This is a genomic window from Rhizobium esperanzae (genome assembly GCF_014197615.1).
In the GTDB taxonomy this organism is placed as follows: domain Bacteria; phylum Pseudomonadota; class Alphaproteobacteria; order Rhizobiales; family Rhizobiaceae; genus Rhizobium; species Rhizobium esperanzae_A.
The window spans coordinates 18961-31758 of sequence record NZ_JACIFY010000032.1; the positions used below are offsets into that span (position 1 = coordinate 18961).

16 protein-coding genes and 1 pseudogene are annotated in these 12798 nt (G+C 61.9%); 14 read left to right on the forward strand and 3 right to left on the reverse strand.

Translation table 11 applies throughout. The annotated features are described in order from the left end of the window. Window positions 1-113 precede the first annotated feature (113 nt). Both GGD57_RS28130 and GGD57_RS28135 read left to right on the forward strand, forming a co-directional pair. Window positions 114-1124 carry a ligase-associated DNA damage response exonuclease gene (locus tag GGD57_RS28130; protein ID WP_184473450.1) on the forward strand — a complete coding sequence of 337 codons (1011 nt, stop codon included), beginning with the start codon at window positions 114-116 and terminating at the stop codon, window positions 1122-1124. A 201-nt stretch (window positions 1125-1325) separates the two neighbouring features. Beyond that, window positions 1326-2969, forward strand: a complete 1644-nt coding sequence (locus tag GGD57_RS28135) for a cisplatin damage response ATP-dependent DNA ligase (RefSeq protein WP_184473451.1) — start codon at window positions 1326-1328, stop codon at window positions 2967-2969. Here GGD57_RS28135 and GGD57_RS28140 read toward each other — a convergent pair. Continuing rightward, window positions 2950-3525, reverse strand: a complete 576-nt coding sequence (locus GGD57_RS28140; RefSeq protein ID WP_184473452.1) for a nucleotidyltransferase family protein — start codon at window positions 3523-3525, stop codon at window positions 2950-2952. The genes GGD57_RS28135 and GGD57_RS28140 overlap by 20 nt on opposite strands. 164 nt (window positions 3526-3689) lie before the next feature. Here GGD57_RS28140 and GGD57_RS28145 point away from each other — a divergent pair, with 164 nt between their 5' ends. The 8 genes from GGD57_RS28145 to GGD57_RS28180 all read left to right on the forward strand — a co-directional run bounded on the left by GGD57_RS28145 (window position 3690) and on the right by GGD57_RS28180 (window position 8620). Further along, window positions 3690-4610, forward strand: coding sequence for an alpha/beta hydrolase family protein (locus tag GGD57_RS28145; RefSeq protein WP_184473453.1), 921 nt, complete (start codon window positions 3690-3692; stop codon window positions 4608-4610). Window positions 4611-4658: 48 nt separating this feature from the next. Further along, the gene (locus tag GGD57_RS28150; protein ID WP_184473454.1) at window positions 4659-4883 is read left to right on the forward strand and encodes a hypothetical protein; all 225 of its coding nucleotides are present in this window, start codon (window positions 4659-4661) and stop codon (window positions 4881-4883) included. 54 nt (window positions 4884-4937) lie between these two features. Then, window positions 4938-5636, forward strand: coding sequence for a nucleotidyl transferase AbiEii/AbiGii toxin family protein (locus GGD57_RS28155; protein WP_184473455.1), 699 nt, complete (start codon window positions 4938-4940; stop codon window positions 5634-5636). Window positions 5637-5739: 103 nt separating this feature from the next. Continuing rightward, the gene (locus GGD57_RS28160) at window positions 5740-6546 is read left to right on the forward strand and encodes a L,D-transpeptidase (RefSeq protein ID WP_184473456.1); all 807 of its coding nucleotides are present in this window, start codon (window positions 5740-5742) and stop codon (window positions 6544-6546) included. Between the two features lie 139 nt (window positions 6547-6685). Continuing rightward, on the forward strand, window positions 6686-7420 hold the full coding sequence (locus GGD57_RS28165) for a L,D-transpeptidase family protein (protein WP_085736591.1): 735 nt from the start codon (window positions 6686-6688) through the stop codon (window positions 7418-7420). Between the two features lie 259 nt (window positions 7421-7679). Then, entirely contained in the window at window positions 7680-7889 is a 210-nt protein-coding gene (locus tag GGD57_RS28170) for a cold-shock protein (RefSeq protein ID WP_184473457.1), read from the forward strand. 180 nt (window positions 7890-8069) lie between these two features. Continuing rightward, window positions 8070-8306, forward strand: a complete 237-nt coding sequence (gene rpsU / locus GGD57_RS28175) for a 30S ribosomal protein S21 (RefSeq protein WP_003569533.1) — start codon at window positions 8070-8072, stop codon at window positions 8304-8306. Window positions 8307-8386: 80 nt separating this feature from the next. Next, a complete protein-coding gene (locus tag GGD57_RS28180; protein ID WP_184473458.1) occupies window positions 8387-8620 on the forward strand; it encodes a hypothetical protein in 234 nt (77 codons plus the stop codon). 39 nt (window positions 8621-8659) lie between these two features. Here the strand turns inward: GGD57_RS28180 and GGD57_RS28185 are convergent, their stop codons facing one another. Next, a complete protein-coding gene (locus GGD57_RS28185; RefSeq protein WP_184473459.1) occupies window positions 8660-9148 on the reverse strand; it encodes a MarR family winged helix-turn-helix transcriptional regulator in 489 nt (162 codons plus the stop codon). A 125-nt stretch (window positions 9149-9273) separates the two neighbouring features. On the opposite strand from GGD57_RS28185, the gene GGD57_RS28190 reads away from it, so the two are divergent. Continuing rightward, complete coding sequence (locus GGD57_RS28190) at window positions 9274-9696, forward strand: organic hydroperoxide resistance protein (protein ID WP_003580247.1); 423 nt, start codon at window positions 9274-9276, stop codon at window positions 9694-9696. Window positions 9697-9909: 213 nt separating this feature from the next. On the opposite strand, the gene GGD57_RS28195 is transcribed toward GGD57_RS28190, so the two are convergent. Beyond that, window positions 9910-10431 carry a MarR family winged helix-turn-helix transcriptional regulator gene (locus GGD57_RS28195; protein WP_184473460.1) on the reverse strand — a complete coding sequence of 174 codons (522 nt, stop codon included), beginning with the start codon at window positions 10429-10431 and terminating at the stop codon, window positions 9910-9912. Between the two features lie 88 nt (window positions 10432-10519). Here GGD57_RS28195 and GGD57_RS28200 point away from each other — a divergent pair. From GGD57_RS28200 to GGD57_RS28210, 3 genes and pseudogenes are all read left to right on the forward strand, one after another. Further along, window positions 10520-11248 (forward strand): annotated as a pseudogene (locus GGD57_RS28200) (DUF899 domain-containing protein). A gap of 87 nt (window positions 11249-11335) precedes the next feature. After that, on the forward strand, window positions 11336-11803 hold the full coding sequence (locus GGD57_RS28205; protein WP_184473461.1) for a DUF1579 domain-containing protein: 468 nt from the start codon (window positions 11336-11338) through the stop codon (window positions 11801-11803). A gap of 50 nt (window positions 11804-11853) precedes the next feature. Next, window positions 11854-12633 carry a VOC family protein gene (locus GGD57_RS28210; protein WP_184473462.1) on the forward strand — a complete coding sequence of 260 codons (780 nt, stop codon included), beginning with the start codon at window positions 11854-11856 and terminating at the stop codon, window positions 12631-12633. Window positions 12634-12798: the final 165 nt, after the last annotated feature.

The following is a 12798-nucleotide window of genomic DNA, read 5'->3' on the forward strand; positions in this document are numbered from 1 at the left end:
TTTGATCCGTGTTACGACGGCGGTGCGCTTGCGTGGCGGTCGTGCCGGCGCTTTCGATACGACCTTCTTCCCATCCTCTGGCCTCGCGTCCATTTCCCGCTATCTCTAGCCCTATGAGACCTGATGCGCTGCTCTATCCCGCCCCCGAAGGGCTCTATTGTCCCGAGGGCGGCTTTTATGTCGATCCGGTGCGGCCGGTTGAGCAGGCGCTCGTCACCCACGGCCATTCCGATCACGCCCGGCCCGGCCATGTGAACGTGCTCGCCACCCGCCAGACGCTCGACATCATGCGCCTGCGTTACGGCGACGGCTTCTGCGCCAGCGAGCAGGCCGCCGTCTTCGGCGAGGAGCTGCTGGTCAACGGCGTCAAGGTGAGCTTTCATCCCGCCGGCCACGTGCTCGGCTCAGCCCAGATCGCCATCGAGAAGAACGGCACCCGCATCGTCGTCTCCGGCGATTACAAGCGCCGACCTGACCCGACCTGCGCCGCCTATGTGCCGGTGCCCTGCGACGTCTTCATCACCGAGGCGACTTTCGGCCTGCCGGTCTTCCATCACCCCGATCCGATGGACGAGATCGGCAAGCTGCTGGCTTCGCTCCGGCAATTTCCCGAGCGCACCCATCTCGTCGGCGCCTACGCGCTGGGCAAGGCGCAGCGCGTCATCCGGCTGCTGCGCGACGCCGGTTACGGCGCGCCGATCTATATTCACGGCGCCATGGAAAAACTCTGCGACTATTATGTCGGGCAGGGCATCGATCTCGGCGAGCTGCTGCCGGCGACGATCGAAAGCCGCGACAAATCCGCCTTCAGGGGCGCGGTCGTGGTCGGCCCGTCCTCGGCCTTCGCCGACCGCTGGGCGCGGCGCTTCAACGAGCCGCTGCCGGCCTTCGCTTCCGGCTGGATGATGGTGCGCCAGCGCGCCAAACAGCTCGGCGTCGAACTGCCGCTTGTTATCTCGGATCATTGCGACTGGCCGGAACTGACGGAAACGATCCGCGAGCTGCATCCGGCCGAGGTCTGGGTGACCCACGGCCGCGAGGAGGCGCTGGTGCGCTGGTGCCAGCTGCAGGGCATCAAGGCCAAACCGCTGCATCTGGTGGGCTATGAGGATGAGGCGGATTGAGATGAGCTGCGTGCTGCGCGAGAACCCCTCCCCAACCCCTCCCCACAAGGGGGAGGGGCTTAACCTGCCGCGTCGTCCCGCCACCAAATCATTGCCGAGAACGCTGTGGTCCAAAGAGGGCAGGGAAGTGCCGCAGCTTAGCCCCTCCCCCTTGTGGGGAGGGGTTGGGGAGGGGTTTTCCCTCCATCGCAGGAGGCCCTCATGAAAGCCTTCGCCGACCTCCTCGACCGCCTGGTGCTGACCCCCGGCCGCAACGGCAAGCTGAAGCTGCTGACCGATTATTTCCGCGAGACGCCGGATCCCGACCGCGGCTACGGCCTTGCCGCCATCGCCGGCACGCTTGATGTGCGCAATGTCAAGCCGGCCATGCTGCGCGAGCTGGTGCTGGAGCGCATGGACGAGGTGCTGTTTCGCTATTCCTACGATTATGTCGGCGATCTCGCCGAAACCATCTCGCTGGTCTGGGACAATGAGCGGGATATCGACCGCTCGGCGCTCGCCCAGCCGCGTCTCGGCGAGGTCGTCACCGGCATGAATGCGCTCGGCCGCACCGAAGTGCGCAGCTACGTCCGCGACCTGCTCGACCGGTTGGACGCGTCCGGCCGTTTCGCCTTCATCAAACTGGCGACCGGCGCCATGCGCATCGGCGTTTCCGCCCGGCTTGCCAAGCAGGCGCTGGCCGATCTCGGCGACAAGGACGTCACCGAGATCGAAACCCTCTGGCACGGGTTGCAGCCGCCCTATGAGGCGCTGTTCGAATGGCTGGCCGGCGGCGGCGAAAAACCGGTGCTCGCGACACCGGCGATCTTCCATTCCGTCATGCTCGCCAATGCGGTGGAGGAGGGGGATCTTGCCGGTCTCGATGTCGCCGATTACGCCGCCGAATGGAAATGGGACGGCATCCGCGTCCAGCTCTCGCGCTCCGGCGACAGGCGCAAGATCTATTCCCGCTCCGGCGACGATATTTCGGGCGCCTTTCCCGATGTCCTCGATGCGATCAGTTTTTCCGGCGTTGTCGACGGCGAGCTGCTGGTCGGCGGCACCGCCCGTTCCAACAGCCCGACCCGCACCTTCTCCGACCTGCAGCAGCGCCTGAACCGCAAGACGGTGACGCCGAAAATGCTGGCCGACTACCCCGCCTTCATCCGCAGCTATGATCTGCTGTTCGACGGCGAGGAGGATGTTCGCGGCCGCGCCTATGTCGATCGCCGCGATCGCCTCGCCGAGATCATCGACCGCGCGCCGCACGATCGTTTCGATCTCTCGCCGCTCGTGCCGTTTTCGTCCTGGGACGAACTCGACGCTTTGCGCGCCGCCCCGCCGGATCCCGTCATCGAGGGCGTGATGATCAAGCGTCGCGACAGCGTCTATCAGGCCGGCCGCATGAAAGGCCCCTGGTTCAAGTGGAAGCGCAATCCCTATAATGTCGATGCGGTGCTGATGTATGCCCAGCGCGGCCACGGCAAGCGCTCCAGCTACTATTCCGATTTCACCTTCGGCGTCTGGGCCGATGACGAGGACGGCGAACAGCTGGTGCCTGTGGGAAAGGCCTATTTCGGTTTCACCGATGCCGAGCTCGAAGTGCTCGACAAGTTCGTGCGCAACAATACCACCGAGCGTTTCGGTCCCGTCAGGGCCGTGCGCGCCGACAAGGATTTCGGCTTCGTCGTCGAAGTGGCCTTCGAAGGCATCAACCGCTCGACCCGGCATAAATCGGGTGTCGCCATGCGTTTCCCCCGCATCGCCCGCCTTCGTCCCGACAAACCCTCCTACGAGGCCGACCGGCTGCGCACGCTGATTGCCATGATCGACGCCAAACCCGCGCCTATTGATCCCAGGCGATGATCTCGAGATCCGGCCACAGCGTGCTCCACCGCGCGATCTTCTTTTCGTAAATCTCCCGGGTGATCTGTTTCTTGTTGGCGCGCACGAGCGGCGCCAACAGGTCGGACAATCCGTAAGGCGCGCATAGATCCAGCTCGTTGCCCACGGCGCGAATGCCGACGGCCGCAGCCGTCGTCGGGAACGTCGTGATCGCATCGTCGGTGGATGTGTACGGCGTTATCGAATAGCCGAATTTTTCCTTGTACCAAATATGAACTCTGGCCTGGTTCTTCACGTCTATCCAGACAGGCAGGTCGCGGAACAAGCCCCGGATACGGGCTGAGTGGTCTGCTTCGGTGCTTTCGGACAGATCATTGTCATCGAAATAGACAATATCGATGTCGTTGATGCCATGATCGTGGGCAAAGCCGAAGGCATGGTTCCAGACGGTCTGGGCGATCGCGCCGGCGACCAGGCGCACATCCGGCAAGGCGACACGGTCCCAGCGATCGAGCACCGTCTGGAGAAGCGGACTCTTTGAAATGATTGCCTGGAGTTCCATCTGCAGCTTCGGCATCGATCCCCCATTTCGTGTCCAGCGCGAAGACTGTCGCGATCCGCTTTGCCTGGCAACCTGCGCAACAATGACGCAGGGCAATATTTTCAACATCATGTGTATTGGCGGCACCGGTTTTCCGGTGCAAATCTGGCATGTCGGGGAGATGATTTGGGTGCTGCGTTATGAGCTCGCATGAACGAAATTCCTTTTTCCGCCAACGCCGCGCCGTGCTGGCGGGTCTTGCCGGTGCACTGGTCCTGCCGCAAATGGCGGCGGCCTTCGATGTTCCGGACGAGCCGCGGCTTGCCAAGCACGATTACGCCAAGGTCCGCAGCCATTTCCGCACGAAGCTGCTGCAGAAGGGCCCAGCGCCGGACAAATACGAATCGCTGTCGGCGCCTGCCGATGCCGACAAGATCTTTTACCGCTCCGGTTACGGCGAGTTGGAGTTAGTCGCCTGGGTTTCCAAGTACAAGCGCGAGCGCACTGCCAAACCGGCCGTGCTCTTCCTGCACGGCGGCAACGCCATGGGCATCGGCCACTGGCAGTTGATGAAGCCCTATATGGATGCCGGCTACGTCGTGATGATGCCGTCGCTGCGCGGCGAAAACGGCCAGATGGGCAATTTCTCCGGCTTCTATGACGAGGTCGACGACGTGCTTGCGGCTACCGAGCGCCTGGCGCACCTGCCGGGCGTCGATTCCAGCCGGCTCTTCATCGCCGGCCACAGCATTGGCGGCACGCTGACCATGCTGACGGCGATGAGCACCCATAAATTCCGCGCCGCCGTGCCGATATCGGGCAACCCCAACGCTTTCCGCTTTTTCAGCCGCTATCCCCAGGATATCCGCTTCGACGACAGCAACACGCATGAATTCGAGGTGCGTTCGGCGCTGTGTTACGCCCAGAGCTTCAAATGCCCGATCCGTGTCGTCCACGGCACCGAAGAGTCCCATTTCAACGATCGCGCCGATCTGCTTGCCCGCCGCGCCCGTGCCGCCGGCATCCACATCGAGACCGACACCATCGCCGGCAATCACACCTCGGCGCTGCCGGCCGAGATCGAACAGAGCATCCGCTTCTTCCACGGGGTGGCGGCCTGATTTTCGCCACCGCTTCAAATATAGGCTCATTGCGCCTATATTCCCGGAATGACGACGGACGCAGAGACCATGATCGTGCCGAACGACTTCCCCGAGCTCAAATCGCTCGTCTGGAATCGCGATCCCGCGCGTGCCATGCCTGCTTGCGAGGCTTTCGCGCTTTATGAACGCAATTGGCGTTTCGTCGATACCGGCAGGCTGACGGAGCGGGAGATGCGCCTGATCCGTGATCTCGCCGCCGCCTATGGCAACGGAGTTCTGCTCGTCTCCTGATTTTCCGTTTCTTTATCCTTCGTATTTAGGCTTGGCGGAAACCAGGTGGCCATCATGGAATTCAGACGTCCTGAACATCGCACCATCGCTGCGGCCCTTCGGCTAATGCAGGCCGATTTCTTCCTGGCCAACAAGTGTTGGTTTGCCGGCGGAACAGCCATTGTCATGCATCTCGACGAATACCGGCTGTCGCTTGATGTCGATTTTCTCTGTGCGGATGGCGAGGGATATCGGGCCCTGCGGCTGGCGGCCGTCGAAAGGGGAGCGGCAGCCTATTTCGGAGAGCCGGTCAGGACGCTCAGGGACTTCAGGACTGACCAATACGGCATACGCACGGTCCTTACCCTCGAAGGCCAGGCTATTCGCTTCGAAATCGTGCGTGAGGCGCGGATCGTTCTTGAAGGTGCTTTCGATTCGCGACTGAACGTTCCAGTGCTGTCGCTGCCTGACATGTTCGCCGAAAAGCTGCTTGCCAATGCCGACCGCTGCCAGGACAGGGCTGTCGCCTATCGTGATGCTATCGATCTCGGCATGCTTCTCACCCGCTACGTGGAGATTCCCACGGTCGCCGTTTTAAAGGCGACGGAAGCTTATGGCGAGGACATTGAACGCAAGATCGGCTGGGTCCTCGCCAAGCTTGAGGACGAGACGGAATTGAGACATGCCGCAAGCGTTCTGCAAATGGATGGCGATCTTGCCGTCCGGGCGATAGCTGCACTTCGCGGCGAAGCGCAGCGGCTCTGGTCGTTTTAATCTCTCGGGCTTTCCCGCGCTCAACGCCAGCCTCGCGCCAGCCGCAGATGCCATCCTCCCGGCAGATATCGTTGTCTCGCCGATCGTTGATAGGGGTGGTTCCATGAATTTTCTGCGCCGGGTTTCCCCGATTGCCGGGCTCGTGATTGCGGTTGCGCCGCTCGCCGGCTGCAACATCCTCATTCCCGATGTCGCCGCCGATTCGCCCGCCCGCTTCGTTCAGGAAACCTCGCCGGTCTTCTATCAGCCGCCCGGCGTCGATCCGCGCCGGGTGCGGCCGATCCCCGATCAGCCGGTGCCGCAGACGCGCGAGCTCTACAAGACCCAGTTCCATCAGACCTACGGCCTGCCGGTCAGCAATCCTGTGCATATGGCGATGTATGGCGAACTGCGCGATCAGGATTTCACCCTGCCGGCGATCCCGATCAGCCGGGTGCAGCCGCAGTTCCTGCGCCAGGAGGTCGATTACCAGACGACCGAACGTCCGGGCACCGTGATCGTCGATACCAAAGCGCATTTCCTCTATTTCGTCGAGGCGGGCGGCAAGGCGATGCGTTACGGCGTCGGCCTCGGCCGCGAGGGCTACGCCTGGTCGGGCCGCGGCGTCATCCAGTGGAAGCAGAAATGGCCGCGCTGGACGCCGCCGGTCGAAATGGTCTCGCGCCAGCCCGATGTCCGCGCCTTTTCGGCCGAAAACGGCGGCATGAATCCGGGCCTCCAGAACCCGCTCGGCGCCCGCGCCATGTATATCTTCAAGGACGGGCAGGATACGCTCTATCGCATCCACGGCACGCCCGACTGGCAGTCGATCGGAAAGGCCACCTCGTCCGGCTGCGTGCGCATGCTGAACCAGGATGTCGTCGATCTCTACGATCGCCTTCCCGCCAAGGCCGAGATCGTTGTGATGTAGCGCTGCAACAGCGCCGCTGATATCGTCTGCTCAAGGTCGGACACGTCTGCGTGAAGCTATGGTTTATTTGGCGCAAGCCGATAGATCTTCTGATGTTGTCATTCCGGATTCCCGCATCAGAGGAAATCAGTCCCGCGTCATGAGCTTCGATAGACATCTTTCCCGCCGCAGCTTTCTTTCCTTTTCGGCGTTGACCGCAGCCTCCGCACTTACCGGCTGCGCCTCCTCGGCAAATACGGTAACATCGGGCGATACGACGATCATCTACCGTTCGCCGATGCGCCTGTTTCAATCCCCGGCTGCATCGAGCGTGCCGAGCGGGGCCGAGCTTGCCGTCATGTATGGCCCGGTCGAGGATGGCGGCTTTCTCATTCCCGCCGTTCCCTATGAGCAGATCGATCCGCGCTATTATCGCCAGCGCGTCGTCGACCCCACCGGCCAGCCGCCCGGCACCATCGTCGTCGATACGCCGTCGCGCTTCCTCTATCTCGTCCAGGGTGACGGCATGGCGATGCGTTACGGCGTCGGTATCGGCCGCGAGGGCTTCGCCTGGCAGGGCTCGGGCGTCATCCAGTGGCGTCAGAAATGGCCGCGCTGGAAGCCGCCGAACGAGATGGTCGCCCGCCAGCCGGAACTGGTCAAATATTCGATCGATAACGGCGGCATGGAGCCGGGCCTGAAAAACCCGCTCGGAGCCCGCGCGCTCTACATCTTCTCGAATGGAGAGGACACGCTTTACCGCCTGCACGGCAATCCCGACTGGCGCTCGATCGGCAAGGCCGTCTCCTCGGGCTGCGTCAGGCTGATGAACCAGGACATCATCGATCTCTACGACCGCGTTCCGACAAAGGCGCCGATCGTCGTCTTGCAATGACGTCACCGGGGCGGCCTCGATCCGGCCGTCCCGGACCGCTTGCCTTGAGGGGCAGGCAGTTGCGTTCTCCTGGGGAAGAGTTTTCATTTTGCGCCGGCAGGAGATTTATTTTTCAAAATACCATTGTTTAATTCGATAAATATCCTACATGGAGCGTATCGAATTGCTTGCGACCTCCGTCAGATATCCTCTCAACATCGATACGGCTTGTCGGACATTCTTCCGCAAGCGAAGCACAAACGGTTGAAAGGAGATCGTTATGAATTCAGGCGTCGTCAAGTGGTTCAATGGCACCAAGGGTTTTGGTTTTATTCAGCCCGATGATGGTTCCACGGACGTTTTCGTCCACATTTCAGCGGTCGAGCGCGCCGGCATGCGCGAACTCGTTGAAGGCCAGAAGATTCGCTACGATCTCGTCCGCGACAAGCGGTCGGGCAAGAATGCGGCCGACAATCTTCAGGCCGCATGATTTGTCATTCGCCTGTGCTGTCCGGATACCGGCAGCGTGCTGACCACGGATGTACTGGCAGCGAGCTGACCATACTGGCGGCGAAATGGCTGAGTGACTGGAAGAGGTCGGGTACCAGCCCGGCCTTTTTGTTTTGATCATTGACAGCGCGGTTTTGCCGCCGACAGGAAGGATATCATCTTGCAGGTTCTCGTCAGGGATAACAACGTCGATCAGGCGCTCCGCGTGCTCAAGAAGAAGATGCAGCGCGAAGGCCTGTTCCGGGAAATGAAGGCGCGCAGCGCTTTTGAAAAACCGTCCGAGAAGCGCGCCCGCGAAAAGGCCGAGGCCATTCGCCGCCAGCGCAAGCTTGCCCGCAAGAAGCTGCAGCGCGAAGGCCTGCTGCCGGCGCCGAAAAAGGTTCTCCGCGCCCGCTGATATTGCAGCGCCGCGCGTCTTTTGAGGCGCGCAAGGGCGTGGGCAGCCGCTCGCGCCGTCATCACCTGAGAAAGGGGCATATGACCGCCACCAAGGGAGAATTCTTCAATCCCGCCAAGCTTTCGTCTCGCGAAAAGGCGGAAGCGACCGATCACACGGCGCGTGCCATCATCGCGGCCGAGGCATCGGCCCGTGACAAGAAGACGGAAAAGCTGAAGGCCTTGCGTCTGCAGCAGGCGGCCGAGGCCGAATCCGAAGCGGCGCCTGCCAAGAAAAGCCGGTCGCCTGCCAAGACGGCTGTACGGCGGCCCTGATCCTCCGGCCCGACTTGTCTTAGGCCAGCCGGGATGCGGTCAGCCACCATCCGTGCCGGCCCGGCCGAGATTGCCCCGCAGCCGATGCAGCATGTCGCGCATGGCAGCCATTTCCTCAAGCGTGCAGCCTGCGGCTTGCCCGATCGCCGTCATGATCGTGTCGATCTCCTCTTTCATCGCCTCACCTCTCGGGCTCAGCGACACGATGACCTGGCGTTCGTCGCGCTGGTCGCGCAGGCGTTTGATCAGTCCGCTTTGCTCCAGCCTTTTCAACAGTGGCGACAGCGTGCCGGAATCGAGATCGAGCTGCTCGCCGATCGTCTTCACCGGCAGTTCGCTGCGTTCCCACAGCACCAGCATCACCAGATATTGCGGATAGGTGAGGCCCACCCTGTCGAGGATCGGCTTATAGGCGCGGGTGAAGGCATGCGCCGTCGCGTAGACCGCGAAGCACAACTGTTTTTCCAGTCGTTTCTCTTCCTGCGGTATCTCCATCGTCTTTACCGTTTGCGCTTTCATATCCACCATCCCTGAGCCTGCGATTGTCCGCTTTTCGCCATCAAAATGCAATTTGCAAAATTCACTTGCGTGCAATTTAATTGTGCGATAGTAAAAATCCAACCCGATCGAAGGGCCAACCAAAGGAGATCGCCATGCCTATCCTCTATACGACCAAAGCCTCTGCCACCGGCGGCCGCGCAGGCCGCGCCGTTTCCGAAAACGGCGTTCTGGACGTGACGCTGACCGTTCCCAAGGAGCTCGGCGGCGACGGCGCGACCGGCACCAATCCCGAGCAGCTCTTTGCCGCCGGCTACTCCGCCTGCTTCCTCGGTGCCCTGAAATTTGTCGCAGGCCAGCAGAAGGTCAAGATTCCGGAAGACACGACGGTCTCCGCCAAGGTCGGCATCGGCCCGCGTGAAGATGGCACCGGCTTCGGCATCGAAGTGGCGCTGACGGTCAACATCCCCGGTCTCGACCGCGAAACCGCCGAAAAGCTCGCCGCCGCTGCCCACATCGTCTGCCCCTACAGCCACGCCATGCGCACCTCGACCGAAGTTCCGGTCACGGTCGCCTGATCGGGCGCGATTCAGCGAAAGTAGCTGCCCCTCACCCTAACCCTCTCCCCGTAAAAACGGGGAGAGGGGACGTGCCTTGCTAGAGGCATCTAGCGAGGAACGGAGAGGTTGCTGCATATCCCCTTCGCCCCGTTTACGGGGGTCCGAAGGACGGGTCGAGACCCGTGGCTCGACCCCGGTCGGTGGCGGCAGCCGGATGAGGGGCAGGTCGCCCTAAGCGCCCGTCGCCCGTCCACTTTGACGCGGCCGGCGCGACGCCTCAGCCGGCTTCGCCGCTTCACCCATCATCCCCGACAATACCTGCAGATCCTGCCGCAGCCGCGCGGCATTGCCCTCCGGCAATCCGTCGTCGATTGCCGCATGCGTGCTGATCCAGATCGGCAGCGCCTTTGCCAACACAGCCTTGCCTTCGGGCGTGAGGCTCAGCAGCCGGCCGCGCCGGTCTTTCGGGTTTTCCATCATCATCACCCAGCCTTTGCGCTGCAGCGGCTTCAGCGCCGCCGTCAGCGTCGTCTGGTCCATGGCGAGCAGGGCGGCGACCGGTCCCATCGGCGGCGGCTCCGGCCGGTTCAGTGACATCATCAGCGAAAACTGCCCATTGGTCAGCCCGGCCGGCCTCAGCGCATCGTCGAACAGCCGGGCGAGTGCCCGTGCCGCCCGCTGCACATGCAGGCAGAGGCAGGTGTCGCGCACCAGAACCGTCGTGGAAAAGGGAATCTCGATCGAATTTGACATGGTCTATTTATATTGATATCAATGTAATTGGTCAAGGAGAAGGAGAGGGGCCGGCTTCACCGGCAGGCGCCGGAGGAGGGCGCATTTCATGCAGAACGAGGTTGTTTCCCGCGAGCAATGGCTTGAAGCCCGTTGTGCCCTGCTGCTGAAAGAAAAGGAGGCGACGAGGCTGCGCGACAGCGTCAACGCCCAGCGCCTGGCGCTGCCCTGGGTGCAGGTCGACAAGGATTATGTCTTCGACACGCCCGAGGGAAAGAAGTCGCTCGCCGATCTCTTCGACGGCCGCAGCCAGCTGCTGATCTATCATTTCATGCTCGGCCCGGATTGGGATGCCGGCTGCACCGGCTGCTCCTTCCTGTCCGATCACGTCGACGGCGCCCTGCCGCATCTCAACCATCACGACGTCACCTGGGTCGCCGTCTCGCGCGCGCCGCTGGACAAGATCGCCGCCTATAAAAGGCGCATGGGCTGGAAATTTCCCTGGGTCTCGTCCTTCGGCAGCGATTTCAATTTCGACTATCACGTGTCTTTCAGCCCGGAGGACCTTGCCAAAGACAAGGTCTTTTACAATTTCACTCCCATGCCGCCTGATAACGCCAATGACTAACTGCCGGGCCTCAGTGCCTTCTACCGCAACGACAACGGCGAGGTCTTCCACACCTATTCGAGTTATGCCCGCGGGCCGGAGGAACTGATCGGCACCCTGATGATCCTCGATCGCGCGCCGAAGGGCCGCAACGAGGACAGCACGATGAATTTCGTGCGCCGCCATGACGAATATGAGGAGGCTGAAAAGGCGCCATCCTGCTGTCATTGAGATGGAGCAGATTCCAGCAAAAGTGCATAGCGGTTTGCGTCCGGAATTGCGGAAAACGAACGTCGCCATCACTCAAGGGAGAAGAGGATGATGAAGACCGCAGAAGTGCTGAAGGAACATTCCTTCCTGGAAAGGCTGGTCGGCGACTGGACCGTCAGCGCACCCGAAATGTCCGGCGGCGATGAATGGCGTGAGACCGTCCGTTCACTGCACGGCATCTGGTTCGTCGCCGAAGGCACCGGCCGCATGCCGGACGGCAAGCCGGCGAGCAGCGTCCTGACGCTCGGCTATAACGCCGCCAAAGGCAAATATGTCGGCAGCTGGATCGGCAGCATGATGGACTATATGTGGGTCTACGAGGGCGAGCTGGACGCATCCGGCAACGTCTTGGACCTCTACACGACAGGGCTTGACTTCAACGGCGAGGGGCTTGCCGATTACCGCGAGCAGATCGCCTTTTCCGACGCCGACCACCGCACCTTCATCTCCAGCGCCAGGCAGCCCGATGGTTCCTGGAAGCAATTCATGGAAGCGCACTACACCCGCAGGATCTGACAATCACGGCGCAGACCTCGAAAAAAGGGCGCCGACAAAGGGAGAGTACGATGTCTGAGACGCATGGAAAGTTCATCTGGTGCGAATTGATGACCCCCGATACGGCGGCGGCGGCGAAATTCTACAGCTCGGTCGTCGGCTGGACGACCTCGGAAATGAAGATGGAGGGCATGCCACCCTATACGATCTTCGAGGCGAACGGCATCGGCGTCGGTGGCCTGATGGAATTTCCGGCCGAACTCGAGGGAACCGGCATTCCACCGAACTGGACGGGTTACGTCTGCGTCGACGACGTCGACCAGTCGGCGAGGGATTACGCCGCCAATGGCGGTTCGGTCCGCCGCCCGCCGGACGACATCCCGACCATCGGCCGCTTCGCCGTCGTCGCCGATCCGCATGGCGCGGTGCTCTGCATCATGACACCGGCGCCGATGGATAAAACCTGGCCGGAACTGGCCCCCGATGCGCCCGGCAATATCGGCTGGCACGAACTCTATGCCGGCAACGGCAAAGACGCCGTTTCCTTCTATTCCAAGCTGTTCGGCTGGACGAAGGACAGCGAAATGGACATGGGTCCGATGGGCGTCTACTACCTCTTCGCCCATAACGGCAAACAGATCGGCGGCATGATGACCAAGCCGGAAAACATGCCGATGCCGTTCTGGTGCTATTATTTCATCGTGCCGACCCTCGATGCCGCGATCGAACGCCTCACCGCGGGCGGCGGCAAGGTCGTCCACGGCCCGATGGAAGTCCCCGGCGGCAGCTGGATCGTCCAGGCCATCGACCCGCAGGGTGCCTTCTTCTGCCTGGTGGCGCCGAAGCCGTAGGGTTTTCGGTGTGCCGTTGACGGTAGTGCCGGCAGCCCCCTCATCCGGCTGTCGCCACCTTCTCCCCGCTGGGCTATCAGATTCACACATTGTCGAAAGCGGCGAGGAGGAGGCCTACGCCGCGCTTGGCGGCTTGGAACTGTTGCCATCCGTCGAGTATGACGA

Excerpts from the sequence above, each read along its gene's own strand:
- GGD57_RS28130 (WP_184473450.1), top strand. The coding sequence starts at position 114 with ATGAGACCTGATGCGCTGCTCTATCCCGCCCCCGAAGGGCTCTATTGT.
- GGD57_RS28135 (WP_184473451.1), top strand. The coding sequence starts at position 1,326 with ATGAAAGCCTTCGCCGACCTCCTCGACCGCCTGGTGCTGACCCCCGGC.
- GGD57_RS28140 (WP_184473452.1), bottom strand. The coding sequence starts at position 3,525 with ATGCCGAAGCTGCAGATGGAACTCCAGGCAATCATTTCAAAGAGTCCG.
- GGD57_RS28145 (WP_184473453.1), top strand. The coding sequence starts at position 3,690 with ATGAGCTCGCATGAACGAAATTCCTTTTTCCGCCAACGCCGCGCCGTG.
- GGD57_RS28150 (WP_184473454.1), top strand. The coding sequence starts at position 4,659 with ATGACGACGGACGCAGAGACCATGATCGTGCCGAACGACTTCCCCGAG.
- GGD57_RS28155 (WP_184473455.1), top strand. The coding sequence starts at position 4,938 with ATGGAATTCAGACGTCCTGAACATCGCACCATCGCTGCGGCCCTTCGG.
- GGD57_RS28160 (WP_184473456.1), top strand. The coding sequence starts at position 5,740 with ATGAATTTTCTGCGCCGGGTTTCCCCGATTGCCGGGCTCGTGATTGCG.
- GGD57_RS28165 (WP_085736591.1), top strand. The coding sequence starts at position 6,686 with ATGAGCTTCGATAGACATCTTTCCCGCCGCAGCTTTCTTTCCTTTTCG.
- GGD57_RS28170 (WP_184473457.1), top strand. The coding sequence starts at position 7,680 with ATGAATTCAGGCGTCGTCAAGTGGTTCAATGGCACCAAGGGTTTTGGT.
- GGD57_RS28180 (WP_184473458.1), top strand. The coding sequence starts at position 8,387 with ATGACCGCCACCAAGGGAGAATTCTTCAATCCCGCCAAGCTTTCGTCT.
- GGD57_RS28185 (WP_184473459.1), bottom strand. The coding sequence starts at position 9,148 with ATGGTGGATATGAAAGCGCAAACGGTAAAGACGATGGAGATACCGCAG.
- GGD57_RS28190 (WP_003580247.1), top strand. The coding sequence starts at position 9,274 with ATGCCTATCCTCTATACGACCAAAGCCTCTGCCACCGGCGGCCGCGCA.
- GGD57_RS28195 (WP_184473460.1), bottom strand. The coding sequence starts at position 10,431 with ATGTCAAATTCGATCGAGATTCCCTTTTCCACGACGGTTCTGGTGCGC.
- GGD57_RS28205 (WP_184473461.1), top strand. The coding sequence starts at position 11,336 with ATGATGAAGACCGCAGAAGTGCTGAAGGAACATTCCTTCCTGGAAAGG.
- GGD57_RS28210 (WP_184473462.1), top strand. The coding sequence starts at position 11,854 with ATGTCTGAGACGCATGGAAAGTTCATCTGGTGCGAATTGATGACCCCC.